Origin of the sequence: Pseudoxanthomonas broegbernensis, assembly GCF_014202435.1 — a bacterium.
GTDB classification, from domain to species: domain Bacteria; phylum Pseudomonadota; class Gammaproteobacteria; order Xanthomonadales; family Xanthomonadaceae; genus Pseudoxanthomonas; species Pseudoxanthomonas broegbernensis.
The window spans coordinates 1-24,271 of sequence record NZ_JACHGU010000016.1 but is presented as its reverse complement, the minus strand read 5'-3'; the positions used below and the strand labels follow the sequence as shown (position 1 = coordinate 24,271).

21 protein-coding genes are annotated in these 24,271 nt (G+C 69.5%); 9 read left to right on the top strand and 12 right to left on the bottom strand.

The features are described from left to right. Window positions 1–521: 521 nt before the first annotated feature. From HNR76_RS15040 to HNR76_RS15030, 3 genes are all read left to right on the top strand, one after another. Window positions 522–935: a hypothetical protein gene (locus HNR76_RS15040; RefSeq protein ID WP_162312276.1), complete on the top strand. Its 414-nt coding sequence runs from the start codon at window positions 522–524 to the stop codon at window positions 933–935. Window positions 936–1,017: 82 nt separating this feature from the next. Continuing rightward, entirely contained in the window at window positions 1,018–1,920 is a 903-nt protein-coding gene (locus HNR76_RS15035; protein ID WP_162312275.1) for a hypothetical protein, read from the top strand. A gap of 74 nt (window positions 1,921–1,994) precedes the next feature. Further along, window positions 1,995–2,411, top strand: a complete 417-nt coding sequence (locus tag HNR76_RS15030; protein WP_162312274.1) for a GNAT family N-acetyltransferase — start codon at window positions 1,995–1,997, stop codon at window positions 2,409–2,411. Between the two features lie 296 nt (window positions 2,412–2,707). Here HNR76_RS15030 and HNR76_RS15025 read toward each other — a convergent pair whose 3' ends face one another. Together HNR76_RS15025 and HNR76_RS15020 are read right to left on the bottom strand one after the other, a co-directional pair. Next, complete coding sequence (locus HNR76_RS15025; RefSeq protein WP_162312273.1) at window positions 2,708–4,408, bottom strand: M28 family metallopeptidase; 1,701 nt, start codon at window positions 4,406–4,408, stop codon at window positions 2,708–2,710. Window positions 4,409–4,508: 100 nt separating this feature from the next. Further along, complete coding sequence (locus tag HNR76_RS15020) at window positions 4,509–5,165, bottom strand: DUF4097 family beta strand repeat-containing protein (RefSeq protein WP_425501841.1); 657 nt, start codon at window positions 5,163–5,165, stop codon at window positions 4,509–4,511. A 54-nt stretch (window positions 5,166–5,219) separates the two neighbouring features. On the opposite strand from HNR76_RS15020, the gene HNR76_RS15015 reads away from it, so the two are divergent. Then, window positions 5,220–6,539, top strand: a complete 1,320-nt coding sequence (locus HNR76_RS15015; protein WP_162312272.1) for a murein hydrolase activator EnvC family protein — start codon at window positions 5,220–5,222, stop codon at window positions 6,537–6,539. A gap of 88 nt (window positions 6,540–6,627) precedes the next feature. After that, a complete protein-coding gene (locus HNR76_RS15010) occupies window positions 6,628–8,064 on the top strand; it encodes a S41 family peptidase (protein WP_162312271.1) in 1,437 nt (478 codons plus the stop codon). A 102-nt stretch (window positions 8,065–8,166) separates the two neighbouring features. On the opposite strand, the gene HNR76_RS15005 is transcribed toward HNR76_RS15010, so the two are convergent. Together HNR76_RS15005 and HNR76_RS15000 are read right to left on the bottom strand one after the other, a co-directional pair. Beyond that, a complete protein-coding gene (locus HNR76_RS15005; RefSeq protein WP_162312270.1) occupies window positions 8,167–8,490 on the bottom strand; it encodes a DUF1820 family protein in 324 nt (107 codons plus the stop codon). A gap of 80 nt (window positions 8,491–8,570) precedes the next feature. Then, window positions 8,571–9,263 (bottom strand): rhomboid family intramembrane serine protease, encoded by a 693-nt coding sequence (locus HNR76_RS15000; protein ID WP_162312269.1) that lies wholly within the window; start codon window positions 9,261–9,263, stop codon window positions 8,571–8,573. Between the two features lie 206 nt (window positions 9,264–9,469). Between HNR76_RS15000 and HNR76_RS14995 the strand changes: the two genes are divergently transcribed. Continuing rightward, window positions 9,470–10,855 (top strand): OmpP1/FadL family transporter, encoded by a 1,386-nt coding sequence (locus tag HNR76_RS14995; protein WP_162312268.1) that lies wholly within the window; start codon window positions 9,470–9,472, stop codon window positions 10,853–10,855. Between the two features lie 139 nt (window positions 10,856–10,994). On the opposite strand, the gene HNR76_RS14990 is transcribed toward HNR76_RS14995, so the two are convergent. The 4 genes from HNR76_RS14990 to ttcA all read right to left on the bottom strand — a co-directional run bounded on the left by HNR76_RS14990 (window position 10,995) and on the right by ttcA (window position 14,966). Next, a complete protein-coding gene (locus HNR76_RS14990; protein WP_162312267.1) occupies window positions 10,995–12,020 on the bottom strand; it encodes an SMP-30/gluconolactonase/LRE family protein in 1,026 nt (341 codons plus the stop codon). 98 nt (window positions 12,021–12,118) lie between these two features. Beyond that, window positions 12,119–12,907, bottom strand: coding sequence for a M48 family metallopeptidase (locus HNR76_RS14985; RefSeq protein WP_162312266.1), 789 nt, complete (start codon window positions 12,905–12,907; stop codon window positions 12,119–12,121). 131 nt (window positions 12,908–13,038) lie between these two features. Further along, a complete protein-coding gene (locus HNR76_RS14980) occupies window positions 13,039–13,944 on the bottom strand; it encodes a recombination-associated protein RdgC (protein WP_162312265.1) in 906 nt (301 codons plus the stop codon). A 116-nt stretch (window positions 13,945–14,060) separates the two neighbouring features. Beyond that, complete coding sequence (ttcA, locus tag HNR76_RS14975) at window positions 14,061–14,966, bottom strand: tRNA 2-thiocytidine(32) synthetase TtcA (protein ID WP_162312264.1); 906 nt, start codon at window positions 14,964–14,966, stop codon at window positions 14,061–14,063. An 83-nt stretch (window positions 14,967–15,049) separates the two neighbouring features. Here ttcA and HNR76_RS14970 point away from each other — a divergent pair, with 83 nt between their 5' ends. After that, window positions 15,050–15,253, top strand: a complete 204-nt coding sequence (locus tag HNR76_RS14970) for a YdcH family protein (protein ID WP_162312277.1) — start codon at window positions 15,050–15,052, stop codon at window positions 15,251–15,253. Window positions 15,254–15,269: 16 nt separating this feature from the next. Here HNR76_RS14970 and plsB read toward each other — a convergent pair whose 3' ends face one another. The 4 genes from plsB to HNR76_RS14950 all read right to left on the bottom strand — a co-directional run bounded on the left by plsB (window position 15,270) and on the right by HNR76_RS14950 (window position 20,791). Beyond that, window positions 15,270–17,996 (bottom strand): glycerol-3-phosphate 1-O-acyltransferase PlsB, encoded by a 2,727-nt coding sequence (plsB, locus tag HNR76_RS14965; protein WP_162312263.1) that lies wholly within the window; start codon window positions 17,994–17,996, stop codon window positions 15,270–15,272. Between the two features lie 7 nt (window positions 17,997–18,003). Continuing rightward, window positions 18,004–18,978, bottom strand: coding sequence for a hypothetical protein (locus HNR76_RS14960; RefSeq protein WP_183982345.1), 975 nt, complete (start codon window positions 18,976–18,978; stop codon window positions 18,004–18,006). Between the two features lie 212 nt (window positions 18,979–19,190). Beyond that, window positions 19,191–19,925 carry an orotidine-5'-phosphate decarboxylase gene (gene pyrF / locus HNR76_RS14955; protein WP_162312262.1) on the bottom strand — a complete coding sequence of 245 codons (735 nt, stop codon included), beginning with the start codon at window positions 19,923–19,925 and terminating at the stop codon, window positions 19,191–19,193. Continuing rightward, window positions 19,922–20,791 carry a 5'-nucleotidase, lipoprotein e(P4) family gene (locus tag HNR76_RS14950; protein ID WP_162312261.1) on the bottom strand — a complete coding sequence of 290 codons (870 nt, stop codon included), beginning with the start codon at window positions 20,789–20,791 and terminating at the stop codon, window positions 19,922–19,924. The genes pyrF and HNR76_RS14950 overlap by 4 nt, the downstream gene beginning before the upstream one ends. Before the next feature lie 403 nt (window positions 20,792–21,194). Here HNR76_RS14950 and xylB point away from each other — a divergent pair, with 403 nt between their 5' ends. Both xylB and xylA read left to right on the top strand, forming a co-directional pair. Next, on the top strand, window positions 21,195–22,688 hold the full coding sequence (gene xylB / locus HNR76_RS14945; protein WP_162312260.1) for a xylulokinase: 1,494 nt from the start codon (window positions 21,195–21,197) through the stop codon (window positions 22,686–22,688). 43 nt (window positions 22,689–22,731) lie between these two features. Beyond that, entirely contained in the window at window positions 22,732–24,066 is a 1,335-nt protein-coding gene (xylA, locus tag HNR76_RS14940; protein ID WP_162312259.1) for a xylose isomerase, read from the top strand. Window positions 24,067–24,271 lie beyond the last annotated feature (205 nt).

The following is a 24,271-nucleotide window of genomic DNA, read 5'->3' as shown; positions in this document are numbered from 1 at the left end:
GCCTGGATCCGGGAGTGCCTGTTGCCGTCGGCGGCTCGCAGCTCAGGTGCGCGCGTCGCAATGGCCTGCTGAAGCGGATACTTCAGGGGTGACTATCTAGAGCGCTTCTTAGCCCAGCATTTCTCTACGGCGAGCATTTCAGAAGCCAAGCTTTAATTCTTACAAAAGGCGCAACTTCTACCAAGCCAAGATCATGCTGCTGCTTTCGTGAGACCAGGAATTCTCAAACTTAATTCCATTCGCAACAAGTTTGGCCATACGCTCAGTCCCGAGCTCGAAATGGGCGAGCTTGAGCCTCTCAGCAAAGTGCTGCGGGTAGTCCGCGCTGGCGCTAGTCTCCCTGAGCCAATCGACGTAATTGAGGCATTCATTACAGTTGCCTGTACATGGCTGATCATTGTTCCAGAGCATCTGTAGCAAGCATGGGCTGACGCGTTCTCACATGTTCGCGTTGAGCCCTAACAATTCATTCAAGCCGACGCCGCTTCGCAGCGCGGCCTAATTTAGGCGTTAGGCTGAAAATGCAAGATCCCAACAAGCCACTCGCCATCGTTCTGAGCCTTACACGCCGCCTGCTGCTTCAGTTCATCGGCCTGGTCGCGGTCATCTCGCTTGTCTGCGTAGCTCTCTACCTGTGGAGCGGAAACCCCAAGCTTCTTTGGGTGGTTGTGGTGGCTATCTATGCGCTTGCGCTCTTCTCCGCTCCCATATCTGCCTCCATCGCCCGTGCCCAGCAGGGACTAACTTGGCTGAGCCGCTCATGGGCTAAAGTCTTGGCTTTCTGCTTGGTATGGTCTGGCACAGTCGCTGCTCTCTTCATTGCAACACTGCAGTTCGGACAGGGCATGGAGACTTCAGCTTTCGATTACTTTGCAATAATCGCTGCTGGCGGCATGATTGGCGTGGTAGTTGCATGCATACCGGTTGGCCGTTAGTCGGTTTGCGGCCTAACAATTCATTCAAGCCGACGCTGCTTCGCGGCGCGGTTTAATTCAGGCGTTAGCTGTCAGGACAAGCATGCAAGGGACCATTTCACAAATCGTCGCCCTCGTGGTCGAAGGTAACGCGGCACTCCGCGGGACTCCTTCAAATGGCTTGAGCGATCAGCACAGCACTATGACGTTCTGCGAGTTCGTCCGCTTCGTGGACCTGGCGAAAACAGCAACAGGATGGTCTGAGAGACCGATCGCGGACTCGCCAAACGCATGGTTCCAGTACCTGCTGGAGCGTAATATCACAGCGCTTCACATGGCATATGGCCCGTCCGAAGACCCCAATGTAGATGGAAAGACGGTCACAGACAGGATGCTCGTCGGCTTTGTCGGTGGTGGTGGCCGGTGGCTAATTCAAGCGGACAAGCCGAACGGCTCTGACTACTGGGAGAGCCGCTGGAGCGTTGGAGACCAAAAGCGGCAAGACCAGCGAATTTGGCACGTAACGTATGGGAGAATCGCAAGGAACCGGCCGGTCTCGTTGCGTGACGAGCCAGACCTGGCAGCTCTTCGCGACGAGCTTGCCGCGGTTCTGAAAGACATTGGCGAGTTCGCCTCAGAGCAACGCCTAGATGGATTCGCCAAGTGTTTTGAAAGGGCGCTCGAAGACCTCTTCGCCGAATCCGACTTCAATGGCTTTCACAAGGATCTCGCTAACCCGGAGCTGATACCACTGATCGCAATCCAGCTTCTTTCAGCAGCCCAGTCCGCTTGGGTTTTTGGTGGCATGGGGTCGTGGAACGATCTTGGTTTCGAGGGAGAGGTGCAGGACCGCTACGAACAGCTATCTGAGGCGCTTTATAGCATCATCAATCAAGCGATCGTGGGTGCCACCAACAGCTCGGCCCCTCAACTCCGCTCGTCGGTTGGAGTCAGGGCCGCGGGCGGAGCGGCGAAGCAACGGCCGTGGTGGAAGATCTTCGGCTGACAGCTAACAATTCGTTCAAGCCGACGCCACTTCGTGGCGCGGCTTAACCTGGATGTTAGCTGTAACAGGAAGCCATGAGCATAGATTACAGAATCAACATCCCCATAAGTGCGGATCAGTTCATTGATTTGCTGACCAGATCAACCCTGGGTGAGCGTCGGCCAATTCATGACCGAGAATGCATAGAAGGCATGGTCGCAAATAGCAACCTGACCATAAGTGCTTGGGAGTCGAACAGGCTGGTAGGCATTGCCCGGTCAATGACTGACTTCCATTACGCTTGCTATCTTTCTGATCTCGCCGTTTGCCAATCTCTTCAAAGGAGCGGCATCGGCAAGCAGCTACAAATCATCACTCAAAGTCAACTTGGCCCGCAGTGCAAGCTAATTCTCATCGCAGCCCCGGCCGCCAATACTTACTATCAGCACGTCGGATTCACGAATAATCCCCGCTGCTGGGTACTTGATCGTGACTCCTGTATCCGCAGCTAACAGTTAGCTCCAGCCGGCGGCAAACCGCCATGCGGTTTGCCGCCGGCTGAGCTTAGGCGTTAGGCACCAATAACACGATGCTGATGACTGACAGAACTGAGAAAGAATTCCTGGCCTTGACATGCCCTCGGCGGCATGACGCCCGCCGAGTGCCGCATCCAGCACGCCGGAATCTCTACTTCCGAAGTGCCTGCTTGACAGGGAGCTTGCGAATGGGCTGAGGGATTGGACTCCATATCGCTGGGCTACTCAAAACCGAGGGGCGTCGAGCCCGTGCGGATGGCCCTGCCGGCGGCTCAGTGTCGTTCGGCATGCTGCGCATCGCGGGCAGCCTTGAAGGGGTTGCCTTCGTACCAGTTCGGCCAGGTGCCGCTTTCCGCCAGGCGCTGGCCGATGCGATACAGCGCATCCAGGTCCTCGACGATGCCGTCGTAGCGCCAGCCATCGTGGATCTCGTCGCTGGGTCGATGGTAGCGGCTGGCGTATTCCATGCTGGCGGCCTTTCCGGCCTTGGCCCCGCCCTCGACCAGGTCATTGCCACCCTTGGCGTATAGGGCGGGAACGCCCGCCTTGGCGAAATTGAAATGGTCGGAACGGAAGTAGAAGCCGCTCTGGACCGAGGCTTCGCCCACCAGCCGGCGTCCTTGCTCCGCGACGATGGGCGCGAGGATGTCTTCCAACTCCGAGCTGCCGATGCCGGTAACCACCATGTCGCGCGAGCGACCGGCCACGGACATGGCATCGAGGTTGATCACCCCGGAGATCTTGCCCAGGGGAAAGGTGGGATGGGCGACGTAGTACTGGGAGCCCAGGAGGCCGGATTCCTCGAGGGTCACGGCCAGGAAGACCACCGACCGTGCCGGGCGCTGCGCCTGGTGCGCGAAGGCCTCGGCGATCTCCAGGATGCCGGCCACGCCGGTGGCGTTGTCGACGGCACCGTTGTAGATCTGGTCGCCTTCGCCCTCGTGCCTGCCCAGATGGTCCCAATGGGCCATGTACAGCGCGGCCTCGTCGGCGTGGCTGGCGCCGGGCAACACGCCGACCACGTTGCGCGAGGTCTTGTGGGTGATGGTGCTGGCCAGGTCGACCGAAAGGGTGGCGTTCAGGGGTATCGGCCTGAAACCGGGCTTGCCGGCGATGCGGTACGCCTCGTCCAGGTCGAGCCCGGCATCGGCGAACAACTGCCGGGCGGCGTCGGCGGTGAACCAGCCCTGCACCGGCAGGCGCGGATCCGGATCGTCGCTGGCGGGCAGGTCGTATTGCGCGCCGGACCAGGAGTTCCTCACCACGTCCCATCCGTAGCTGGCGCCGGCATCGTCGTGGACGATCAACGCGGCAGCGGCGCCCTTGCGTGCGGCCTCCTCGAACTTGTACGTCCACCGGCCGTAGTAGGTCATCTTGCGGCCGTCGAACAGGGTGTCGTCGCCGGCATGGAACCCGGGGTCGTTGACGAACATGACCACGGTCTTCCCCGTCCAGTCCTGGCCCGCGTAGTCGTTCCAGCCGCGCTCGGGCGCGTCCACGCCGTAGCCGACGAAGACCATCGGGCTGCCGTCCACCGCGACCTGGGTCTTGCCGCTGCGGGTGCCGATGACCATGTCGCTGCCGAAGGCCAGCTCGACCTGCCGGCCATTGCCGCTCAAGCGCAGCCGGGTACCCGGTTCGGCCGTGGTCTCCACCATGGGCACGTCCTGGAAGTAGCTGTCCCCGTTGCCTGGCTGCAGGCCGATGCGCTGCATCTGCGCGCGTATGTACTCGACCGTGAGTTCCTCGCCAGGCGAGCCGGGCGCGCGGCCCTCGAACTCGTCCGAAGCCAGCGTCTGCACCATTTCCGCGAAGTCTCCGGCAGTGATGGACGCCTGGAATTCATGGGTGGAGGCAGGTGCGGAGGCCTGCGCCGGTGCGCCGAGGCCGGGACTGGCGGGGGCTTCGACGCGCTCGCCGCATCCGGCCACGGCCAGGGTGGCCAGGATGCCGATCAGGATCTTGCCTGACATCGCAACTCCGATATCGACGAGGACGGATCGATTCTAATGGCAAGCCGGGACTTTCCAACCCGGACGGCCGTCCATCGGTACCGCGGATGCCGGTGGGCGCTCAGTTGCGCGGGGCGGTATCGGAGTCGTACAGCATCGCCTCGGCGCCGCTGACCGGACCGATCCGGGCGCTGCGATGGACGTGGAGATCGACCTCGCGGCGGAACACCAGTGGCCCTTCGACCACGGCGTCGGGTCCGATCACCACGCGCGTGCGGCGCCGGGGCATGGCCTGGAACCAACTGCTGCTGCGTTCGATCAGGATGCCGCCGCGCACGTGCGAGCCCACGCCGATGGTGACGTCGCCGTTGACGGTGCGCACGCCCCCGCCTACCCGGGTGCCCACCAGGCCGATGGCGCCGTTGACCGTCTCGACGTCGCCGCCGACCGTGCCTCCGCGATCGACGAATACCCCGCCGTTGACCGTCTCCACGCCTTTGGCGACTTGCGCATCGCGTGCGATGCGTATCGCGCCGTTGACCGTCTCCAGGCGCTCGGCCTGGGCCGAACGGCCGAGATCGATGCTGCCGTTGACCGTGCTCGCGGCCCCCGCGCGGGCTGCGTCGGCGATGCGGATGGCGCCGTTGACGGTCTCCAGGCTGCCGTACGGGCGGCCCGCTTCTGCCTGGATGCTGCCGTTGACCTTGCTGATGTCCTCGCCGGCCCATGCCGCGGCGGCGGACAGGGTGACGCACAGCGTGAAAACCATGAGATGGATGGAGCGGGACACGTTCGACCTCCTGGCGGATTGCCGGTAGGCCAGCATGGGACCATGCCTGGCTACAATCCACATCTGTCCGAAGTCACCGGGATATCCGGCGTGACCCACCCGCGTGAACGCTGCTCCCCACGGCTCGCCCGGCACCGGCGGGTGGCGTCCGTGCTGTTGGCGTGGATCTTCCTGGTCCTGGCCGCCGCGGCCGCGGGCGCCCAGGAGAAGCGCGATGCCGGCGCGGCCGAGCGCGAGCTGCGCAAGGTCCGGGCCGAGCTGCAGGAGATCGCCCGCGAGCGCCGGCGCCTGGAGGCGGAACGTGGCGACGCCGCCGTGCGCCTGCGCCGGGCCGACGAACAACTGGGGCGCTCGACCCGGGAACTGGCCGAGACCGAAGCCGCGCTGCAGCGCGAACAGCAGGCGCTGGCCGCGCTGCGCCAGCAGCGCGAGCGGATGCAGCACGACCTGGAGGACCGGCGCGAGCGCCTGGCCACGTTGCTGCGCGCATCCTACGCCCTCGGGCCGCAGGTGCCCTTGAAGCTGCTGCTGGCCCAGGAGCGGGTCTCCGAGGCGCAGCGCACCCTGGCCTACTACCGCTATGCCCAGCGGGCGCATGCGGACCAGGTGACCGGCCTGGCCGATGCGCTGCATGCGCTGGAGGCGACCGAAGCGCAGATAGGCGAGCGCACCCAGGCCCTGGAAATCCTGCGGGCCGAGCAGCGGCAGGCGCTGGAAGCGACACGGCGCGACCGCGGCCACCGGGTCGCCCTGGTCGGTGAATTGGACCAGCGCTACCAGGACCGCCACCAGCGGGAAAAGGCGCTGGGCCAGGATGCCAAGTCGCTGGAGTCGCTGTTGAACACGCTGCGGGCCGCCGCCGCGCGGGCCGAGGCCGATCGCCGTGCCGCCGCCCGGCGCGCGGCGCAGGCGCAGGCCGAGCGCCCGGCCGGACAGGGCAAGGTGCCGCCGCGGGTCGCCTCGGCGGCACCGCCGCCGAAGGTCGGCGGACTGGGTTGGCCGGCCAGCGGCGACCTGCTCGCCCGCTTCGGGGGGCGCCTGCCGGACGGGCGCAGCAGCAACGGCGTGCTGATCGGCGCGCCGGCCGGCACCGCGGTCACCGCCGTGGCCGACGGTACGGTGGTGTTCTCGGAGTGGATGACCGGCTATGGCCTGATCCTGATCGTCGACCACGGCAACGGCTACATGAGCCTGTACGCGCACAACGACACCCTGCTGCGGGATGCCGGCGACCGCGTGCGCCGCGGCGACGCCGTCGCCCGGGTCGGCAGTTCCGGCGGACATGGCCGGCCGGCGCTGTATTTCGAGCTGCGCCGCAACGGCCAGCCGGTGGATCCTTCGTCCTGGCTGCAGCGCCGCTGAGTCCCTCGGCGCGGACGGCGGTTCAAGCGGCGTTCGTTTCGCCATCGCATAATCGATCCACGCGCATCCGCGCGCCCCGGAGACCCAGATGCGCCGCCTCTTCCACGTCCTGCTGCTGTCGGCGCTGTTGCTGGGCAAGGCGCCGCCGCTGGCCGCGCAGACCGGTCCGGTCGAGCCGCCGGCCGCCGCCGAAGACGCCGCCGGGTCCCTCCCGGCCGACGGCGCCGCCGAAGACGGCGAATCTGCACCGGCGCCCCCGGATCGGGATGCCGATGCGCCCGTACCCGCCAGCGACGACCCCGACGCGGCCGACACGCGCGCCTCCAAGGTGCCGCTGGCCGAGATCCGGCGCTACGTGGCGGTCTACAACGCGATCAAGGAAGCCTACGTGGACCCGGTGGACGACCGCGCGCTGATGCAGTCGGCCATCGTCGGCCTGCTGCTGGACCTGGACCCGCACAGCGCCTACCTGGACCGGGCGCAGAGCGAGTCGTTCGAGGAACAGACCAGCGGGGCCTACGACGGCATCGGCGTGGAACTGCTGCAGCAGCCGGACAACACGCTCAAGGTGATCGCCCCGATCGACGGCACCCCGGCCGCGCGTGCCGGCGTCCTGGCCGGCGACACCATCGTGGCCATCGACGGCCGGCCCATCGCCCAGGTGGAGGGAATGGAACCGCTGCGGGGCGCCTCCGGCAGCCGGGTCACCATTACCGTGGTGCGCGCCGGGCAGGACAAGCCGTTCGACCTGTCGATGGTGCGCGAGACCATCAAGGTGACCAGCGTGCGCAGCCGGATGCTGGAACCGGGCTATGCCTACGTGCGCATCAGCACCTTCCAGGCCGATACCGGCACCGACTTCCGTCACCAGGTCGACCAGTTGCAGGAGCGCGCCGGCGGCCGCCTGCAGGGGCTGGTGCTGGACCTGCGCAGCAATCCCGGCGGGCTGCTGACCGCGGCGGTGCAGGTGGCCGACGAACTGCTCGAACGTGGCGGCATCGTCTCCACGCGCGGGCGCATCGCCGTGAGCGACTCGCGCTTCGACGCCACCCCGGGCGACCGCCTGCACGGCGCGCCGGTCGTGGTGCTGATGGATGCCGGCTCGGCCAGTGCGGCCGAGGTGCTGGCGGGTGCATTGCGCGACAACGGGCGCGCGCGCCTGGTGGGCAGCCGCAGCTTCGGCAAGGGGTCGGTGCAGACCGTGCTGCCGCTGGACAACGGCGATTCGGTCAAGCTGACCACGGCGCGCTATTACACGCCCAGTGGCCGCTCGATCCAGGCCAGCGGCATCGTGCCCGACGTCGAACTGCAGCCGGACCCGGCCCTCATGCGTCCCGATGCGCCCGCCAGCCTGGGCGAGCTGAGCGAAGCCATCTTGCCGGGCCACCTGCAAGGCGAGGACGAGGACGGAGAAGGCCACCGCGCCGGCTCGGCGCTGCCGGGGGAGCAGCCCATCGCCGCGGCGCTGGCGGAACTGAAGAAGCTGGCCGCCGCGGCGGCGACCGCGCCGGCAACGACGCATTGAGCCGGCCTCCGCGGCCCACGCGGTGCCCGCGCCATGCGTGGGTACCCGGGCATCGAGGCGGCATGCGGACCGCGCCGCGCGGGCGATCCGGCCGGCGGGGGATCAGCGCGGTGGCTTGGCCGGCATCGGGAACGGGGTGACCACGCGTTCGCCGGTGGCCGCATCGCGGATGGCCGACTGACCCTTCCGCTCCACTTCCTCGACCCGGACGATGCTCTGCATCGGCAGGTGCAGCACGCGGGTGGCGCCGAACTCGTCGCGCAGGCGCTCCTCGGTGGGGTCCACCACCAGGCCCTCGTGCACGTCGAACACCAGTTCGCCGACCTCGGTGAAGCCCCACAGCGAACTGCCGGCCACGTGCCGGGCATACAGCTCGTAGACCTTGCCGTGGTTGAGGAAGGTGACCTTGTAGAGCGGTTTGGCCATGGACGTCGGAAGCGGATGCGTGTGGGCAAGGATGGGGTGGACGCGGCCCGTTTCCAAGAGCGGCCCGGCGCGCGCGCGTCTCAGTACCCCTTCTGCCGTCGCAGCCGGCGCGCGATCCCGGCCCGCAGGACGAGCGCGAACAGCACCCCGAACAGGAAGCCGGCCACGTGCGCGGCCCAGGCCACCGCGCCGAAGGCCGGGCCGATGTAGGCGAACACCACCTGCAACGCCGCCCAGATGCCGATCAGCAGGAAAGCCGGCGCGCGCACGAACTCCAGGAACAGGCCCAGCGGCAGCACCACCCCCAGCCGCGCGCTCGGGAACAGCGCCAGGTAGGCGCCGATCACCGCCGAGACCGCGCCGCTGGCCCCGATCACCGCCCGGTCGGGGTTGCCGATCATGGTCACCGCGGCCAGGTTGGCCACCGCCCCGCCCCACAGGAACAGCAGCAGGAAGCGCCACGGCCCCATCGCCCGTTCCGCGGGCAGGCCGAAGATCAGCAGGAACACCAGGTTGCCCAGCAGGTGCGCCCAGTCCGCATGCAGGAACAGCGCGGTGAACAGGCGCAGCACGCTGCCGTCGCGCAGGGCGGCCAGCCAGGTGTCGCTGCCGGCCAGGCCGCGGCCCAGCGCGCCCCAGGCCAGCCACAGGCTGCGCCGCGCCTCGTCCGGGCGCCCCAGCATCCAGATGAAGGCCAGCCACAGCGCCGCGAACAGCAGGGGCGTGGCCCAGCGCATCGAGGCTTTCCGGCGCGACGGCAGGGAGACGAACATGGCGCCACTATCGCCGAAGGCGGGGCCGGCGTCTGCCCGGCCCCGCGTACCCGGCACCGATCGTTATTGTCCGGTTAAACGCGGGAGGTATACTACATACGGCGTCGTATGTCGGGAGGGGAATCCGATGAAGGCGGGCGGCCCTGGGGCGGGCGTCCACCGCGCGCTGGCGATCCCTCACTCATGTCATCCGGAGAAACCGCAGCATGCATTACGCCCAGACTCTTACCCGCATCACCGCCCTGGCCCTCGGCATTGCCGGCGTGCTCGCCTGCGGGCACGCCCAGGCCGCCGCCTTCCAGTTGAAGGAGAACAGCATCAAGGCCCAGGGCCGCGCGATGGCCGGTTCGGCCTCGGCCAAGGGCGATGCCTCCGCGGTGGCGAACAACCCCGCGCTGATGTCCACCTTCGACCGCACCACGGTGCAGGCCGACGTCAGCGCCATCGACCTGTCGTTCGAGTTCAAGGGCAGCGGCTCGGCCGCGGCGGGCACCCCGCTGCAGCAGCCGCTGACCGGCGGCGACGGCGGCGATGCCGGCGCGCTGGCCGCGGTGCCGGCGATGTCCTTCATCCTGCCGCTGAGCGACCGCTTCGAGTACCTGACCCTGGGCGCGATGGTCAGTGCGCCGTTCGGCCTGAAGACCGAGTACGACGATGGCTGGCAGGGGCGCTACCACGCGCTGAACTCGGACGTGCAGATCATCGACCTGACCCTGGCCGCCTCGGTCGAGCTGAGCGACCGTTTCTCCGTCGGCCTGGGCGTGATCTACGAGCACTCCGACGTCACCCTGTCCAACGCGATCGACTTCGGCTCGGCCCTGTGCGCCAACCCGCAGACCCAGGCGCTGTGCTTCATGCCCAACCCGGTCACCGGCCCGTTCGGCCCGCAGAAGAACGACGGCACGGTGAAGGTGCACGGCACCGACAACAGCCTGGGCTGGCTCGTCGGCCTGAACTGGCGCCCGACCGACACCCTGTCGCTGGGCTACATGCACCGCTCCGAGATCGACCACGAGCTGACCGGCACCGCCGACTTCACCGTGCCGGGCAACGTGGCCGCGGTGCTCTCGTCGACCGGCCAGTACGTGGACACCGGCGCGCTGGCCAAGCTGACCACGCCCAGCGTGGACACCTTCAGCGCCACCTGGCAGGCCAGCGACCGCTTCGCCCTGATGGCCGAGGCCTCGCGCACCGACTGGCGTTCGCTCAAGGAGATCCGCATCCAGTTCGACAACCCGGCGCAGGCCGATACGGCCGAGGACTACAGTTGGGGCGAGAGCTGGTTCTACACGGTGGGCGGCGAGTACGCGCTCAACGACCGCTTCACCCTGCGTGCCGGCGTGGCCCGCGACGAGTCGCCGGTCAGCCTGCCGCACCGCACCCCGCGCATGCCCGACCAGGACCGCAACTGGTACTCGATCGGCGCCACCTGGGCGGCCACCGACAACTTCGAGCTCAGCGCCAGCTACGTGCGCGTGGAACTGGCCGAGGACCCGCAGATCGACCTGCTCTCGTCCAGCCGTTCGCGCCTGACCGGCGTCTACGACGGTGGGGTGAACATCTTCGGCGTCTCGGCGCAGTACCGGTTCTGAACCCGGCCATTGCAGACGAAAGGCCCCGCGAATGCGGGGCCTTTCCGTTTGGGAGCACTCTTGGGCGCGCATGCCCGGGAGGCAGGCGCGAAAGACACCGCGCCCAAGGCGCTCCCCTACGGGCGCGGAGGGCGGTGCCTCAGTACGGCAGCCCGGCCACGTCCAGGTCGATCGACCACACCGCGCCGGCGCCGGTCAGGTACAGGGTGCGGCGCTGCGGGCCGCCGAAGGTGGCATTGGTGAGGTTGGCGTCCACCGTGATGGTCGCCAGTTGCTCGCCCTGCGGTGAGATCACCCGCACCCGGCGCTGGGTGTGTTCGGTGAGGTAGACGTTGCCCAGGCAGTCCACCGCCAGGCCGTCGGGGACGGTGGTGGAGGCCAGGTCGTGCCCGGCCTGGGCCTGGCCGTCGACCAGCGCATAGGCGCGCAGCACGCCCTGCTCGCCGCCGCCGGCCACGTACAGGGTGTCGCCGGACGGGGACAGGGCAATGCCGTTCGGGTTGGCGATGCTGTCGTCGACCACGGTGACCTCGCCGTCGGTGCCGACCCGGTAGACCCGGGTCCGCTCCTGCCCGGTCGCGTCCCCGCGCTGGAAATCCGGATCGGTGAACCAGATGGTGCCGTCCTCCGATACCGCCAGGTCGTTGGGCGAATTGAACGGCTGGCCCTGGTACTCGCCGACGATGCGCATGCGCGAGCCGTCCATCAGGTCGTAGCGCGACAGCTCCTTGCGGTCGTGGGTGGCGGCCACCAGCGCGCCGTCCCGGCCCAGGGCCAGGCCGTTGCTGCCGCTGGGGTCGATCGCGGTCTCCAGGCGGCCATCGGCGGTGAGCCGGCGGATCTTCGAGGGGAAGCCCTCGCTGAAGCGGAAGTCGGAGAAGTACAGCGCATCGCCCGTCCACACCGGACCCTCGTACAGGCCGTTCGCGCCGTCGCCGTCGGCCGCCGCGATCCGGGTGGCGGCCAGCTCGCCGCTGGGGGCGGTGCCGGGATCGGCGGGGCATTGGAACGGATCGGCGGCGGCATCCACGTCGGCGGTGGCGTCCGGCTGGGCCGGTTCGACCGGCGCGGCGGGCGGGTCCGCGTCGCGCTGGCATGCGGCCAGCGCGATGGCCAGCAGGGAGGTGGACAGGAGGGTAAGGACGGTAGGGGTCGAGGTGCGCATCCCAGGGATTCCGGTGATAGGTCGCCGCCATCCTAGCTTGCCGCGCCGCGGGCCAGGAACGCATGCGCATGGTCTCCCGCCCGGCGCCCGGGGGAGCCTCAGCCCGCCAGCAGGGTTCGCAGCATCGCCTTGAGCGAGCGCCCTTGCCGGTGGAAGTAGTCGCGTTCCTCGCGCCATGCGGGGAAGCGGGCTTCGACCTCGCGCCAGAACGCCGGGGAGTGATTGGCCTGCAGCAGGTGGCACAGTTCGTGGACCAGCACGTATTCGAAGGCTGAGGGCCGCGCCAGTACCAGTGCCAGGTCCAGCGCGAGGCTGTCGTCGGGCGCGAGCGAGCCCCATTGCGAGGACATCACCTTCAACCGCAACTGGCGTGGCGCGCGCGGCAGCCCCGGCAGGTAGGCCGGCAGCCAGCGGCCCACGTCGGCGCGGGCCTGGGCTTCGTAGAAGGCGCGCAGCGCACGCCGCAGCGCCGCGTCGGAGGCACGCGCGGGCCATTGCACGCACACGCCGGCGTCGTCGCGTTCGATCCGCAGGTAGCGGGCTTGCCGCCAGTGCAGCGGCACCGTTTCTCCGCGCAAAGGCAGGGTGCCGGTGCGGCCCGGCAGCAGCGGCGCGGCCAGGGCGTCGCCGGGCGGATGGCGGTCGAGCTGGGCGGCCAGCCATTGCAGGTGTTCGTGCAGGAAGCGCTCGCCGCTGGCCAGGCTGGCGCGCAGCGGCAGGGTCAGCCGGGCGCCGCGCTCGTCCACGCTCAGGCGCAGGCGTCGCGCGCGCGGATCGCGCACGCGCTGCACGGTGATCCGGCGGCCGTCGTCCAGATCGACATCCACCGCATCGCGTTGCACTTGCCGGGGCGTGCGGGCGAGCGGGCGGAGAAGCAGCGAAGGCATGCGGGCGATTGTAGGAGCAAAGCCGCGCGCGTGCGGGCATCCGCGCCGCGGGTGCCCGGGGATGCGCAAGTGGCGGCCGGGCCGCCGCAGGCGCTGGCGCGCGGACCGGTCATACCGGTTCCGCGCGTGGGTCAGGCGTCGGCCTTGCTCAGCTTCAGCGCCGATTCCAGCACCAGGAACAGGCGCCGCACCTCGCCGGCCAGCAGCGCGAAGCGCGCGTCCAGCTCGGCGCGCAGGTCGTCGCGCTCGGTACTTTCCAACTGGTCGACCGCGCCTTCCAGGAACTTGAGCTTGCGCACCACCAGGTCCTCGCCGAGGACGAAGGAGACATGGTCGTCCAGCACCAGCGCCAGCTTGGTCACCTGCTTGCCGGCTTCCAGGTGCTTGGCGATCTCCTCGCTCAGCAGCTCCTGGTGCTGGGCCTTGACGATGGCGCCGCCGTCCATTGCGTCCTTCAGCTCGCATTCCTCGCCCAGCGACAGCCCGTCCGGCAGCGGCTCGCCGGCGATCCAGCCGGTCAGCACGCTGCGCGGGGCCACCTCCGCGTTGGGCGGGATCGCCGGGAAGCTGCCCAGGGCGCGGCGGATCTCCGAGGCCACCGCCTCGCCGGTCTTGCGCGAGGACGTGTCCACGGCGAGGAAGCCGTGTTCCAGGTCCAGCAACGCGTCGGTGCGCGAACTCTTGACGAAGGCGCGCGGCAGCAGCTCGTGCAGCAGGTCGTCCTTGAGCCGCTTGCGCGCCCGCCCGCCGAGCTTGCGGCCTTCCTGGTCCTCGATCTGCGCCACCTTCTGCGCCAGCAGGTCGTTGACCACCGAGCCGGGCAGGATCTTGTCCTCGCCGCCCACTGTCAGCCATACCGCATCGCCGATGCGGTGCGACAGCGCTTCCTCGCCGCGGCCGAAGGGCGCAATGAAGCCGCGCGAGGACAGTTCCAGCGGGCCGACCGGCTTGAGCACGGCCTCCGGCAGCAGTTCGTCGAGCCGGGCGAAGTCGTGCGAGGCGGGAAAGCGGAAGAAGGTGAGGTTTCGGAAGAACATGCGCTCGTCGTCTGGATGGGGTGTGTGCTTCCGTAGGGCCGGCCTGCCGGCGACAGGAAACCGGCGCCACGGGATGGCGGGGGATGCCGGCGCGCGTGCCGCCGGCAGGCCGGTCCCTACGGGGGAGGTTCGGCGTCGTCGTGCGGTTCGCCCGCCAGCCAGGCATGGGCGTCGGCGCGCGCGGTGCCGTCGCGTTGGCCGAGGGCGAGGAAGTCGAACAGCTTCGGGTCCGAAAGCTGCGAGGGGCGAATGTCGCCCAGGGCGCGGGCGATGGTCTCGACCCGCCCCGGCGCCTCGCGCTCCCACTGCCGCAGCATCAGCCCGACCTGCTTGCGCTGCAGGTTCTCCTGGCTGCCGCACAGGTTGCAGGGGATGATCGGGAACGCCTTCGCTTCGGCGTACTCGACGATGTCGGCTTCGCGCACGTAGGCCAGCGGCCGGATCACCACGTGCCGGCCGTCGTCTGACAGCAGCTTGGGCGGCATGCCCGAGAGCTTGGCGTGGTGGAACAGGTTGAGGAAGAAGGTGGCGACCAGGTCGTCGCGATGGTGCCCGAGGGCGATCTTGGTGAAGCCGTGCGCGGCCGCGTACGCGTACAGCGCGCCGCGGCGCAGGCGCGAGCACAGCGAGCACAGGGTCTTGCCTTCCGGCACCACCCGGCTGACCACCGAGTAGGTGTCCTGCTCGATGATGTGGAACGGCACGCCCAGCGCACGCAGGTAGTCGGGCAGCACGCGCTCGGGGAAGCCGGGCTGCTTCTGGTCCAGGTTCACCGCCACCAGCTCGAACGGCACCGGCGCCTTGCGCTGCAGGTGCAGCAGCACGTCCAGCATCGTGTAGCTGTCCTTGCCGCCGGACAGGCACACCATCACCTTGTCGCCGGCCTCGATCATGCCGAAGTCGGCGATGGCCTGGCCGACCTGGCGGCGCAGGCGCTTGGCCAGCTTGCCCCGCTCGCGCTGGGCCGCGCGCGGATCGGCGCGGCGGGGGGCGGGTTCGGGCAAGGGCAGGACGGCGCTCATGGGAGCGCGCATTCTACCGGTGCGCGTGCGCCGCTGCCGTTCGCGGCCGGAAGCGGCCGGTCGCGGGTGTAAGCTTGGTGCTCGTGGAAGCCTTCGATCCCGCCGCCGTCACCGAACGCATCGCCCAGCTACGGCGCGAGCATCGCGCGCTGGACGAAAGCATCCACCGCCTGGCCGCCAATCCCGACGACGACCTGGAAGCCAAGCGGCTGAAGCGGCGCAAGCTGCAGATCAAGGACTGCATCGCCAAGCTGGAGAACCTGCTGATCCCGGACGAGCCGGCCTGAGCGCGTCGCCCCCGCTTCAGTCCGCCGGCGCCGCTTCCGGTTCGCTGCGCGCCGCCTCCGGGCTGACCCGCTCGATCGTGTGCCGCAGCTCGCGGCCCAGGATCAGCTTGGCGTCCTTGGCCCACACGTCCAGGCGGTCGTCGAACAAAAGCTTGCTGTTCTGGTCCGGCCATACGAGGCGCAGTTCGCGCAGCTTCTGGATGAAGCCGCGGAACAGGCTGCGGTCGAAGAACTCCGGCGCGGCCGGCGCGTAGAGCAGGCTCAGGCGCTGGGCGGCCAACTGGCACAGGCTCTCCAGCTCGGCCGCGCCGAGCGTGCCGGGACCGTTCTTCACCAGCACCGAGATGGCGATGTAGTAGCGCTCGAACGCCTGCTGCAGGGTGTGGCCGATGGCGCGCAGGCGGAACACCTCGTCGCTCTGGCCCTGGTTGCGGTGGAGGACGCGGTCCTCGTCCTCGCCTTCCTGCAGCAGCAGGCCCTCGCGCACGAACACGTCGGCGATGTGCTCCACCCGCACGGCGAACTCGTCCTCGCTCCACGGCAGGAACAGCTCGGCCTGCAGGAACGGGTAGAGCGTGCGGCCCAGCCGGGCCAGGGTGCGCCGGCTCATGCGCCGGTTGTGCTGGAAGCAGCAGGCGATCCACGAGGAGGTGGTGAACAGGTGCACCACGTTGTTGCGGAAGTACGACAGCAGCACCGCCTTGTCGCCGTCCACGCTGAGCACGTCGCCCAGCGGGTGCGGGATGCGGTTGAGCACGCCGATCTCCTCGCCGTGGGCGATGATCTCCTCCGGCGAGTGCGGGGTGACCGTGCAGCGGTCCGAATACGGCAGCTCGGCCAGCAGGGTCTTGGACAGCCAGATCTGCGCCAGCAGGTCGCCCTCGCCCATGGCGTGCTTGGGCGTGGACAGCAGCGCCAGGGCCAGCAGGTTGATCGGGTTGACGTCGGCCGCGCCGTTGACGTTGACCTGGATCTTCTGCGCCAGCGCCTCGACGGTGCCGGCCAGCCAGGAGGGCTTCTCGTCCTCGCTCACCGGGCGCCCGTCCCAGTCGGGCGCGCGCTCGGCCAGCACCTCGTCGAGCCGGACCGGCTCGCCGAAGTTCACCACCACCTGGCCGTAGTTGGAGCGCAGCACCTTGGGGATGCCCCACAGCAGCGACCAGATCGACTCCTTTTCCTTGGGCTTGCCCGACAGCTCGTCCAGGTAGCTGTTGCCCTCCATCAGCTTCTCGTAGCCGATGTAGACCGGCTGGAACAGCACTGGCCGGATGGGCTGGCGCAGGTAGGCGCGCACGGTCATGGCGATCATGCCGCCCTTGGGCTGCAGCAGCCGCCCGGTGCGCGAGCGCCCGCCCTCGATGAAGTACTCCAGCGAGTAGCCGCCGGACACCAGTTGCGCCACGTACTCGGTGAACACGGCCGAGTACAGCGGGTTGCCGCGGAAGCTGCGGCGCATGAAGAACGCCCCGCCCTTGCGCAGGATGGTGCCCACCACCGGCAGGTTGAGGTTGATGCCAGCGGCGATGTGCGGCGGCACGATGCCGCGCTCGTACAGCAGGTAGGACAGCAGCAGGTAGTCCATGTGGCTGCGGTGGCAGGGCACGTAGACCACCTCGTGGCCGGGCGCGGCCTCCTTCAGCTTCTCCAGGTGGTGGACCAGCACGCCGCGGTAGATGCGGTTCCAGATGGGGGTGAGCACGAAGCTGGCCGAGCGCACCACCGGGTGCGAGTAGTCGGCGGCGATCTCCCAGGCGTAGGCATGGGCCTTCCTCCAGGCCTCGGCCGGCTTGCCGCCGTCGCGGCGGGCCTGGTCGGCGATGGTCTCGCGCACCGTCTCGGCGGCCAGCACCTTGTTCACCAGCAGGCGCCGGGTGGACAGGTCCGGGCCGATCACCGCGGCGCGGATGCGGCGGAAGTGGGCGCGCAGCACGCGCTGCAGCTTGCGCACGGTGCGCTCGGGCGGCAGGCCCTCGGCCACGGTCTCGCGCAGGGATACCGGCGCGGCGAAGCGCACCTGGGTGTCGCGGCCGTTGAGCAGGATCGCCAGCAGCCGGCGGAAGCGGCCCACGATCGCCCAGTTCTCCGAGAACAGCACCGAGAACCAGCCGCTGTGCCGGTCCGGAGCGCGGCCGACGAAGATGGATACCGGCACCAGGCGCACGTCCAGCGCCGGGTCGGCGCGATGGGCCTGCAGCAGCCGGGCCAGCGAATCGGAATGGGTGCGCGCGGCCGGGCGCTGGTCCGGGATCAGCGGGGCGGCATTGCGCCGGGACAGGGCCAGGTAGGCGCGCTTGCGGCCCAGGGGGTCGCCCGGCAGCGGCACCAGCGGCGAGGGCAGGCCGGCCTGGCGGCAGGCCTTGTCCAGGATCAGCGCGTTGGACAGGCCGTAGTCCTCCAGGACGTAGCAGATCGGGCGCGGGTCATCGTGGGCCAGGGGACGGTCGGTGGGCTCCAGCTTCAGTTCCAGCCAGGGGTCGGCCAGCCAGCCGAGCAGGCGTGCCCACACCGGCCGGCGGGCCGGCGGCTGCGGCCGGGCGGGGAGCGGCGAGGCGGGGGACGCGCCGGTGCCCGGTGGAGCGGCGGGCGGCATCGCGTCCGTGCCCGGTGGGTCGGCCGGCGCCGCCGTCCCGGCGCCGGGCGAGGCTTGGGAAGCGGCGCCGTCCGGGGTCGGGGCCGATTGCGGGGACGCCGGTGCGGTGCCCGGCTCCGGTGCCGGGAAAGGCAGGGGGTTCTGTTCTGGCATGGGGCGATTATCGCGCAGGCGCCGGTCCGCTCGCCTGCGGTTCGCCGGGCGGCGGTTCCGGCAGGGCCGGCAGGGCGTCCGCATCGTTGTCGCGGTCGGCGGCGGCGGCGGCCAGCAGGGTGTCGGCATGTTCCAGGTAGTCGCTCAGGTACCAGCGGCCGCCCCGCCGGGCCAGGGTGACCACGGTGTCGATCTCGGTGGTGCCCAGGGGATAGTGGATGCGAACGGTGGCCCGGTCGCCCTTCTCCTCGACCAGGCCGGTGCGCAGGTCGGCCAGGCTGCCGTCCAGGTCCAGCCCGTAGTCGGCGACCACGGCCTTGAGCGCGGCCAGGAACGGGCCGAGCCGGCGCAGGCTTTCCTCCATGCCGGCCTGGCGCAGGCCCTCCTCGCCGTCCAGGCCGGTGGCGCGGGCGACGGCGGCCAGGCGGTCGATGGCGGCGTAGGCGCGCTTGCGGTCGCCCAGCGGCGCCTGCGCGGCCCAGGTCCCCAGGGCGGCCACGATCTGGGCGTAGTGGGCGCGTTCCTCGGGGCTGTAGTCGCGCTGCTGCTTCAGGTACTGGCCGCCGAACAGGGCCAGGGAGCGGGCGGCGTCGCGCAGGGCCACGTCCTGGCCGGCGAACTGGCGGTCGAATTCGCGCCGCAGCGTGCGTTCGGAACCGGGCCGGGCCAGCGCGGCCAGGATCGGCTCCACCTGGCTGTCCAGCGGCAGCTCGGACAGCGGCCAGCGGCTGCGGTCCTCGCGCCACGCCTCGGCCAGGCGCGCATGCACCTCGGGCGGCAGGGCGTCGCGGGCGAAGGCGGCGAGATCGTTGTCGCGCAGGTGCGCCACCAACTGGCGGACGGCGCCGGCCGGCTCGCTGGCCGCGCCGGGCAGTTCCGGCGGCGTGGACTTGCCGCAGCCGCCGAGCATCAGCAGAAGCAGCAGGCCCGCTCCCAGCCTGGATGAGCCGCGCACTGGCGGGTGGAGGCGCGGTCGATGCATGCGGCGCTGTCCCGGTCGGTTCCCCGCCGGGGAGTGTGGCCGCTGGCACGGCCGTCCGGCAACCCGGCCGGAAACAAAAAGGGGAGGCGCGAGCCTCCCCCAATCCGGCCGGAGCCGGAGGACATCGTGTCATGGCACGGTTCCGGCCAAGGGCCGGACGGGATCATCCTAGCGCCCCGCTGGACCTGAGGCAATACATGAGATTTATGTTCTCAAGTATTTGATTTGGATGAAATAGAAGTCAGTATTTCCGACTGGATGGCGGCGGCGGCGGCACGCGGGTCGGGCGCCTGGCGGATCGGCCGGCCGACCACGATGGCGTCGGCGCCGTCGGCGAAGGCCCGGGCCACGCCGACGCTGCGCTTCTGGTCGTCCCCGGCCGGGCCGCCGGGGCGGATGCCGGGGCAGACGATGGAGAAACCGGCCCCCGTCGCGCGCCGGATCGGGCCGGCCTCCAGGCCGGAGGCGATCACGCCATCGATCCCGGCGGCCTGCGCCTTGAGTGCGCGATCGACGACGATGGCCTCCGGTTCGCCGGATATGCCCATGGAGCGAAGGTCGTGGCCATCCATCGAGGTCAACACGGTGACCGCCAGCAGGCGCATGTCGCCGGCATTGGCCTCGGCGGCGGCCTGCATCATCGCCGGGTGCCAGCCGTGGATGGTGCAATAGCTCACCGGCCAGCGGCCCAGGCCGCGGACGACGCCGGCCACGGTGGCGGGGATGTCGAAGAACTTCAGGTCCACGAACACCCGCTTGCCGCGCGCGGCCAGGTCGTCCAGCACTTGGAAGTATTCGCCCGAGGCCAGCAGTTCCATGCCGATCTTGTAGAAGCGCACGCTGTCGCCGAGCCGCTCGACCCACTCCAGCGCCTGCACCCGCCCGGGCACGTCCAGGGCGAAGATCAGCCGCTCCTCGGGCGCCAGGTCCAGCGGTGCGCGGCTCACGGCGCCACCTCCAGCGCGGCGCGCTTGGCCGCGCGCCGGGTCTGGCGCGGCTGCGACCAGGCGTTGTCGAACAGCGCCGGCTCCCAACTGCCGTAGGTCGGGTTGGGCAGCATCCACCAGCGCCGCCCGAACCAGTCGCGGTAGCGGTCCAGCAGGCGCTGGCGCCCTTCCGGGGTATTGGCGTCGATGTGCACGAAGTCTCCCAGTTGGTCGCCGAACTGCATCAGCACCCGGTAGCGCTGGCCGACCAGGCGGCGCCGGCAATCCTTCTCCGAGCCGTGCTGCTCGCAGCCGTCCACCGCCGTGCCCAGGCCCAGGAACACGCTTTCGTCGGCCACCGGCAGGCCCTGCGCGCGCAGGTTGTCCAGGGTGGCCCGCTTCAGGTGGGTGGCGCGGTTGGAGATGTAGACCAGAACGATGCCGCGCGCGCCGGCCGCGCGGGCGAACTCGACCGCGCCGGGTACCGCGGTGGCCTTGCGCTCCTCCACCCAGGCGTCCCAGCTCGGATCGTCGTACTCGCCGCCGTCGCGGACCAGGCGTGCCTGGTAGGGCGAGTTGTCCAGTACGGTCTCGTCGATGTCCAGGACCACGGCGGGCGGGCGGGCGGCAACGGCCGGGCCGCGCTCCTCGGGTACCAGCGCGTCCCAGTCCGCCTCGGCCAGGGCCGCGTCCAGGTGGTCGGCGGCGGCACGGTAGGTCTGCTCGGCCAGGGCGCGGTACTCGGCCGAGCGCTGCAGCCACAGCACGGCGTTGAGGTTGTCGTCGGCGGCGACCGCCACGGCCGCGGCGGCCGGCGCGGCCGGTCGCACCGGCTGGCAGGCGGCCAGGGCCAGCGCCAGGAGGGCGCAGGTCAGGGGGAGGCGCATATCGGGGCCGGGCTCGGGCAAGTCGATGGAGGCGGCAGTTTACCGGCTTGCCGCCCGCCCCCTTTCCGGCGGTGTGCTCCGGGGATGAGGTGGGGAAGCGCGGAATGCGGATAATGACTGCGCCACCGTGGGCCGATTGCGCGCTCGCAGCATGCATCCGCCCCCCGATACGTGATAGAACAGCACGAAATGGTACCGCTAACTTTTTCCGGTCGAGGCGGCATGCGCGCCCGGGAATCCGCGTGGCCGCAGGGTTTGTTGCATTGCAGCAAAAAAGGCGGCCCTTCCCGAAACCGAATCTTGCCCGCGCAAGGGGAGCGCCCGACATGACAGCGCCAGTCATCCCATCCATCCGCCGGCCCGCCGGCCTGTACGCCGTCGGCGCCCGAACGGAGCGCCGCGCATGAGCCTGTACGCCGGCCTGGACGTGGGCACCCAGAGCGTCAAGCTGGTCGCCTACGATCCCGAGACCCGCCAGGTGGTCGCCACCACCGGCCATGCGCTGGAACTGGCCGCCGGCGACGATGGCAGCCGCGAGCAGCGCGCCGAGTGGTGGATCGATGCCATCCGCGCCTGCTTCGCCGCGCTGGACCCGGGCGTGCGCGCGCGGATCAAGGCCATCGGCGTGTCCGGCCAGCAGCACGGCTTCGTGCCGCTGGACCGCGCCGGCAACGTGCTGGCTCCGGCCAAGCTGTGGTGCGACACCAGCACCGCGGCCGAGTGCGACCTGATCATGGACGCGGTGGGCGGTGCCGGCCGCAGCATCGAGATCGCCGGCAACCCCATCCTGGTGGGCTACACCGCCTCCAAGCTGCCGTGGACGCGCGAGCACCGCTCCCAGGTCTATGCGCAACTGGCCACCATCCTGCTGCCGCACGACTACGTGAACTTCTGGCTCACCGGCGAGCGCTGGATGGAGCACGGCGACGCCTCCGGCACCGGCTGGCTGGACGTGCGCGAGCGCCGCTGGTCCGACCGGATGATCGCGGCCACCGATACCGGCCGCGACCTGCGCGACTGCCTGCCGCCGCTGGTGGAGGCCGACGCGATGTTCCCGATCGCCCCGGCCATCGCCGACGAGCTGGGCCTGCCCCGGCAGGTGCAGGTGTCGGCCGGCGGCGGCGACAACATGATGGCCGCCATCGGCACCGGCAACGTCAGCCCGGGCGTGCTGAGCATGAGCCTGGGCACCTCCGGCACCCTGTTCGCCTACGCGGACCGGGCGATGGTGGACGCCGAGGGCCGCTGGGCCGCGTTCTGCGATTCCACCGGCGGCTGGCTGCCGCTGATCTGCACCATGAACTGCACCGTGGCCACCGAGGCCGTGGGCAAGCTGTGCGATTTCTCCACCAAGGAAGGCGACGCGCTGCTGGCCGGCACCCGCCCCGGCGCCGGCGGACTGTTGATGCTGCCGTTCCTCAACGGCGAGCGCACGCCCAACCTGCCCAACGGCCGCGGCAGCCTGTTCGGCATGACCGCCAGCAACCTCACCCCCGCCAATCTCTACCGGGCGGCGATGGAGGGCGCGGTATACAGCCTGAAGAATGGCTACGATGCCTTCGTCGACGCAGGCATGCGCTTCGAGGCCATCCGCCTGACCGGCGGCGGCAGCCACAGCGCGGTGTGGCGGCAGATGGTGGCCGACGCGTTCGGCCTGCCGGTGGACGTGCCCGAGCAGGCCGAGGGCGCGGCCTTCGGCGCCGCCCTGCAGGCGCTGTGGGCCAGCCAGCGCGCCGGCGACCGGGGTGCGGACCTGCCGGCCCTCGCCGCCGCGCACGTGCGCCTGGACCCGCGCCTGTCCACGCGTCCCAACGCCGAGGCCACGGCCGCCTATGCGGCGCAGTACCAGCGTTTCCTTTCCCACCTCGATGCGATCCGCCCGCTGTACGCGGGCTGATCCTCGTCCCCACGCCTCCACCATCAAGACGGAACCCAAGATCATGAGCAGCAAGGCATTCATCGGCGCCAAGGAATACTTCCCGGGCATCGGCACCATCCCCTACGAGGGCATCGGTTCGGACAACCCGCTGGCGTTCAAGCACTACGACGCCGACAAGGTGATCGGCGGCAAGACCATGCGCGAGCACCTGCGTTTCGCGGTGTGCTACTGGCATACCTTCTGCAACGCCGGCGCCGACCCGTTCGGCCCGGGCACCCGCCGCTTCCCGTGGGAGAAGGAGTCGGCGATGGCCACCGCCGAGGCCAAGGTCGACGCGGCGTTCGAGTTCTTCACCAAGCTCGGCGTGCCGTACTACTGCTTCCACGACGTCGACCTGGCGCCGGACGCCGACGACATCGGCCAGTACGAGAAGAACCTCAAGCACCTGGTCGCCCTGGCCAAGGAGCGCCAGCAGGCCACCGGCGTGAAGCTGCTGTGGGGCACGGCCAACCTGTTCTCGCACCCGCGCTACATGAACGGCGCCTCGACCAACCCCGACTTCAACGTCGTCGCCCGCGCCGCGGTGCAGGTCAAGGCCGCGATCGACGCCACCGTCGAGCTGGCCGGCGAGCACTACGTGTTCTGGGGCGGCCGCGAAGGCTACGCCTGCCTGCACAACACCGACATGAAGCGCGAGCTCGAGCACTTCGCCCGCTTCCTGACCGCCGCGCGCGACTACGGCCGCAGCATCGGCTTCAAGGGTTCGTTCTTCATCGAGCCCAAGCCCATGGAGCCGATGAAGCACCAGTACGACTTCGACTCGGCCACGGTCGCCGGCTTCCTCAAGGAGCACGGCCTGCACAACGACTTCAAGCTCAACATCGAGGCCAACCACGCCACCCTGTCCGGGCACACCTTCGAGCACGACCTGCAGGTGGCCTCCGACCACGGCCTGCTGGGCAGCATCGACGCCAACCGCGGCAACCCGCAGAACGGCTGGGACACCGACCAGTTCCCGACCGACCTGTACGACACCGTCGGCGCCATGCTGGTGGTGCTGCGCCAGGGCGGCCTGGTGGGCGGCCTGAACTTCGACGCCAAGCCGCGCCGCGAGTCCACCGACATGGAGGACCTGTTCATCGCCCACGTCGGCGGCATGGACGCGTTCGCGCGCGGCCTGGAAGTGGCCCATGGCCTGATCAACGATTCGCCGTGGGAAACCTGGCGCAAGGAGCGCTACGCCAGCTTCGACGGCGGCGCGGGCAAGGACTTCGAGCAGGGCAAGCTGGGCCTGGCCGACCTGGCCGCGCTGGCCGCCAAGAACGGCGAGCCCAAGCAGACCAGCGGCAAGCAGGAGCGCTACGAGAACCTGCTCAACCAGTACCTGCTGCGCTGAAGAAACACCGCCGGGCGTCCGCGGACCCCGGCAGCAGAGGATGCGATCGCGCACCGGCCCCATGGCCGGTGCGCGCGTGAACAATCGAGGGAGGGGTCCCCGAAATGGCTGGTATGGGAACGACGGACACCGGCACCGGGATCACCGGGGCCGGCGCGGAGAACACCCGGTTCATCATTCTGATCAGTTGCGTGGCCACCATTGG

Coding starts and splice junctions, on each gene's coding strand:
- ttcA (WP_162312264.1), bottom strand. CDS start 14,966: ATGAGCGCCGTCCTGCCCTTGCCCGAACCCGCCCCCCGCCGCGCCGAT.
- HNR76_RS15025 (WP_162312273.1), bottom strand. CDS start 4,408: ATGTCAGGCAAGATCCTGATCGGCATCCTGGCCACCCTGGCCGTGGCC.
- HNR76_RS15030 (WP_162312274.1), top strand. CDS start 1,995: ATGAGCATAGATTACAGAATCAACATCCCCATAAGTGCGGATCAGTTC.
- HNR76_RS14995 (WP_162312268.1), top strand. CDS start 9,470: ATGCATTACGCCCAGACTCTTACCCGCATCACCGCCCTGGCCCTCGGC.
- HNR76_RS15005 (WP_162312270.1), bottom strand. CDS start 8,490: ATGGCCAAACCGCTCTACAAGGTCACCTTCCTCAACCACGGCAAGGTC.
- HNR76_RS14980 (WP_162312265.1), bottom strand. CDS start 13,944: ATGTTCTTCCGAAACCTCACCTTCTTCCGCTTTCCCGCCTCGCACGAC.
- xylA (WP_162312259.1), top strand. CDS start 22,732: ATGAGCAGCAAGGCATTCATCGGCGCCAAGGAATACTTCCCGGGCATC.
- plsB (WP_162312263.1), bottom strand. CDS start 17,996: ATGCCAGAACAGAACCCCCTGCCTTTCCCGGCACCGGAGCCGGGCACC.
- HNR76_RS14985 (WP_162312266.1), bottom strand. CDS start 12,907: ATGCCTTCGCTGCTTCTCCGCCCGCTCGCCCGCACGCCCCGGCAAGTG.
- HNR76_RS15000 (WP_162312269.1), bottom strand. CDS start 9,263: ATGTTCGTCTCCCTGCCGTCGCGCCGGAAAGCCTCGATGCGCTGGGCC.
- HNR76_RS14950 (WP_162312261.1), bottom strand. CDS start 20,791: ATGCGCCTCCCCCTGACCTGCGCCCTCCTGGCGCTGGCCCTGGCCGCC.
- xylB (WP_162312260.1), top strand. CDS start 21,195: ATGAGCCTGTACGCCGGCCTGGACGTGGGCACCCAGAGCGTCAAGCTG.
- HNR76_RS14990 (WP_162312267.1), bottom strand. CDS start 12,020: ATGCGCACCTCGACCCCTACCGTCCTTACCCTCCTGTCCACCTCCCTG.
- HNR76_RS15015 (WP_162312272.1), top strand. CDS start 5,220: ATGCCTGGCTACAATCCACATCTGTCCGAAGTCACCGGGATATCCGGC.
- HNR76_RS14960 (WP_183982345.1), bottom strand. CDS start 18,978: ATGCATCGACCGCGCCTCCACCCGCCAGTGCGCGGCTCATCCAGGCTG.
- HNR76_RS15010 (WP_162312271.1), top strand. CDS start 6,628: ATGCGCCGCCTCTTCCACGTCCTGCTGCTGTCGGCGCTGTTGCTGGGC.
- HNR76_RS15035 (WP_162312275.1), top strand. CDS start 1,018: ATGCAAGGGACCATTTCACAAATCGTCGCCCTCGTGGTCGAAGGTAAC.
- HNR76_RS15040 (WP_162312276.1), top strand. CDS start 522: ATGCAAGATCCCAACAAGCCACTCGCCATCGTTCTGAGCCTTACACGC.